Below are 2,991 nucleotides of genomic sequence, written 5' to 3' on the forward strand. Positions count from 1 at the left end.
GGCGGCGAGCTCGCATGAACGGCCGGCGTGTGCTGGCGCTGCTGCGCCGCCAGTTCGATCTCATGCGCTCGTCGCCGGCGCGCGTGCTGCCGCTGTTCGCCTGGGTGGCGGTGGACATGGTGCTGTGGGGCTTCATCGCCCGTTACGTGGAGGCGATCGCCCGCGCCACCCATCCGCTGCTGCCGGCCCTGCTGGGCGCGGTGCTGCTATGGGATTTTTTTGCCCGCGTCATGCAGGGCGTGACCACGCCGTTTCTGGAGGACGTGTGGTCGCGCAATTTCGTGAACCTGTTCGGCAGCCCGCTCAGCCTTGGCGAGTACGTGGCGGGGCTGGTGGTGGCGGCGGCGGTGACCAGCGCCGTCGGGCTCGTGGTGATGCTGGCGCTGGCGACGTCGCTGTTCGGGCTCAGCGTGGCGCCGCTCGGGCTGCGCGCGCTGGCGTTTCTGGCGGTGCTGTTCGGCTTTGGCGTGGCGCTGGGTCTGTTCGGCTGCGCGCTGGTGCTGCGTTACGGCCCGGCCGCCGAGTGGCTGATCTGGCCCATCCCGGCCGTCCTGTCGCCGTTCGTGGGCGTGTTCTACCCGCTCGCCACGCTGCCCGGCTGGATGCAGACCATCGGCTGGTGGCTGCCGCCGGCGCATGTGTTCGAGGGTCTGCGGGCGCTGCTAGCCGGTGGCGCCATGCCGCTGGCCGAGCTGGCACTGGCGGCGGCGCTCACGGCCGGCCATCTGCTGCTGGCCGGCTGGCTGCTGCGGCGTGTGTTCGCCCGTGCCCGGCGCAGCGGCCTGCTGGCGCGCTACAGCGCCGAGAGCGCCGCCTGACGGCGGCGTCAGCCAGTCAGCACGAACTCCAGCACGAACTTGCTGCCCAGATAGCCGAGCGCCAGCAGGCCGAAACCGGCCAACGTCCAGTTGACGGCGGTCTGGCCGCGCCAGCCGGCGTACCGGCGGCCGATCAGCAGCGTGCCGATCACCAGCCAGGCGCCGATGGACAGTGCGGTTTTCTCGACCAGATGCGGCGCGAAGATGTCGCCCAGGAACAGCACGCCCGACATCAAGGCCAGCGTGAGGGCTGCAAAGCCGAGCGCCAGCAGCTGAAACAGCAGCCGCTCCATGTCGCCGAGCGGCGGCAGCGCCCGCAGCACGCCGCCCGGCGCATGCCGGCGCAGGCGCAGATCCTGATAGGCCATCACCAGCGCCTGCAGCGCGGCCAGCGCCAGCAGCGCATAGGCGGCCAACGACAGCGCCACGTGCACGACGAGCGGTGCGGCGTCGCCCACCGGCAGCGGTGTCGAGTGGTCGGGCAGCAGCATCAGCAGCACCGACAGGCCGGCCAGCGGCGCCAGCACCACGCCGAGGTTGTCGACCCCGCGCAGCGCCGACACGCCGGCGAACAGCAGCATCACCACCGCCGCCAGCAGCGACACGGCGTTGCCGAAACCGAGCGTCAGCGCCGCGCCTTCTGGGATCACCGCGGCCAGCAGGCCAAGGTGCGCCAAGGCCAACGCCAGTGCGGCCAGACGCAACGGGCGGCGTCCGCCCGCCGGTGCGCGCAGCCGGCGGGCGTAGCCGGCGCCGAGCAGCAGGTAGGCAAGGGCGAGCAACAGCGACAGGTAGGCGGGCATGGGTGACCAGGCGGCAGCGGCAGGCTGCCGATTCTACCGGCAGCCGCTGCCGGCCTTCGGTGTCGCGCGGGAGTTTCGGTTTGGCAGGCGGTCAGGCCGCTTCGACCTGGCGCGCGGCGCGCGGGGCGGGGCCCTGGCTGTACAGCAGGTCGACGCTGTGCAGCAGCAGCATGTCGTCGCCGTGATCGGCTTGCGCCAGGGCGGCCAGCACGGCCGGGTTGCTGTCGATCATGGCGATCACGCGCGCGCCGCGGCGCTCGGCCTGGGCGATGGCGGCCAGCTTGCTGGCGCCGACGTCGTCGCGCCAGCCGTGTGGTGTGAACCAGGCCAGTTGGTCGACGAAGCGCAGGTCGGTGCCGGCCGCCAGCTCGTTCAGGCAGCGCAGCGTGTCCTGGCGCAGGAATTCCGGCCGCGCCGAATTGATGCCAACCGCCGTGTGTGGCTGGCCGTGCAGCCAGGCGGCCAGCGTCAGCAGGCCCCGGAACGGTGCATGGGCCAGACGGGCGATGTCGCCGCGGCGGCGCTGCTGCTGGTACCAGGCGAGCACCTGCGGCTGCTCGGCGGCCGGCACGCGGCAGCGCTCGAGCACGGTCTCGATGCCGCGCCCGAACGGGTCGAGCGAGGCCGGCTCGAGGTCCGCGAAATAGGCGCTGCCGTGGCTGGCGTCGTAGGCGCGCAGCAGGCTGGTGACGGCCAGGCGCATGTCCAGGAAGGTGTCGTCGACATCGAACAGCACCAGCAGGCGGCGGTCTGCGAAGCGCTGCAGGCTGCGTTGGTGGTGGTTCAGCAATACGCGGGTCCAGTCGCGCATGGTCACAACCTCGATCGGTAGAGCGTCGGCACGCATGCTGGGGAGCGCCGGTTAAACTTTCGTGACTCCTGCCAACTGGAAGCATGCTTCATGCCGCAACTGCTACTGGCATCCACCTCGCCGCGCCGGCGCGACCTGCTGGCCCAGCTCGGCGTGGTGTTCGAGGTGCTGGCGGTGGCGGTCGACGAGCGGCCGCTGGCGGCCGAGCTGCCAGCCGATCACGTCTGTCGGCTGGCGCTGGCCAAGGCGCGCGCCGGCGCGGCCGGGGCGGCGCCGGGCGACTGCGTGCTGGGGGCAGACACCGTGGTGGTGCTGGATGGCGAGATCTTCGGCAAGCCGGCGCACGCCCAGCACGCGGCCGACATGCTGCGTCGTCTGTCCGGGCGCACGCACGCGGTGCTGAGTGCCGTGGCCTGCCTGCACGAGGGCGCACACGAGCTGCGCCTGAGCGAGAGTCGCGTCACGTTCCGGCCGCTGGCGGCGGACGAGATCGCCGCCTACTGCACCACCGGCGAGCCGCTCGACAAGGCCGGCGCGTATGCCATCCAGGGCCGGGCGG

4 protein-coding genes are annotated in these 2,991 nt (G+C 72.1%); 2 read left to right on the plus strand and 2 right to left on the minus strand.

Features of this window, described 5'->3' with window-relative positions:
- Positions 1-14: 14 nt before the first annotated feature.
- Positions 15-818 (plus strand): ABC transporter permease, encoded by an 804-nt coding sequence (locus PHC73_RS13215; RefSeq protein WP_366949890.1) that lies wholly within the window; start codon positions 15-17, stop codon positions 816-818.
- 8 nt (positions 819-826) lie between these two features.
- On the opposite strand, the gene ccsA is transcribed toward PHC73_RS13215, so the two are convergent.
- Together ccsA and PHC73_RS13225 are read right to left on the minus strand one after the other, a co-directional pair.
- A complete protein-coding gene (gene ccsA / locus PHC73_RS13220; RefSeq protein ID WP_300129190.1) occupies positions 827-1,621 on the minus strand; it encodes a cytochrome c biogenesis protein CcsA in 795 nt (264 codons plus the stop codon).
- Positions 1,622-1,712: 91 nt separating this feature from the next.
- A complete protein-coding gene (locus PHC73_RS13225) occupies positions 1,713-2,432 on the minus strand; it encodes a hypothetical protein (RefSeq protein ID WP_300129192.1) in 720 nt (239 codons plus the stop codon).
- A 90-nt stretch (positions 2,433-2,522) separates the two neighbouring features.
- On the opposite strand from PHC73_RS13225, the gene PHC73_RS13230 reads away from it, so the two are divergent.
- On the plus strand, positions 2,523-2,991 hold a 469-nt coding region (locus PHC73_RS13230; RefSeq protein WP_300129194.1), incomplete at its 3' end, for a nucleoside triphosphate pyrophosphatase.

This window comes from Immundisolibacter sp. (assembly GCF_028696615.1).
Lineage (GTDB): Bacteria > Pseudomonadota > Gammaproteobacteria > Immundisolibacterales > Immundisolibacteraceae > Immundisolibacter.

Bases quoted from the DNA above. Each gene is read 5' to 3' on its own strand.
- PHC73_RS13215 (WP_366949890.1), top strand. From the start codon at position 15: ATGAACGGCCGGCGTGTGCTGGCGCTGCTGCGCCGCCAGTTCGATCTC.
- ccsA (WP_300129190.1), bottom strand. From the start codon at position 1,621: ATGCCCGCCTACCTGTCGCTGTTGCTCGCCCTTGCCTACCTGCTGCTC.
- PHC73_RS13225 (WP_300129192.1), bottom strand. From the start codon at position 2,432: ATGCGCGACTGGACCCGCGTATTGCTGAACCACCACCAACGCAGCCTG.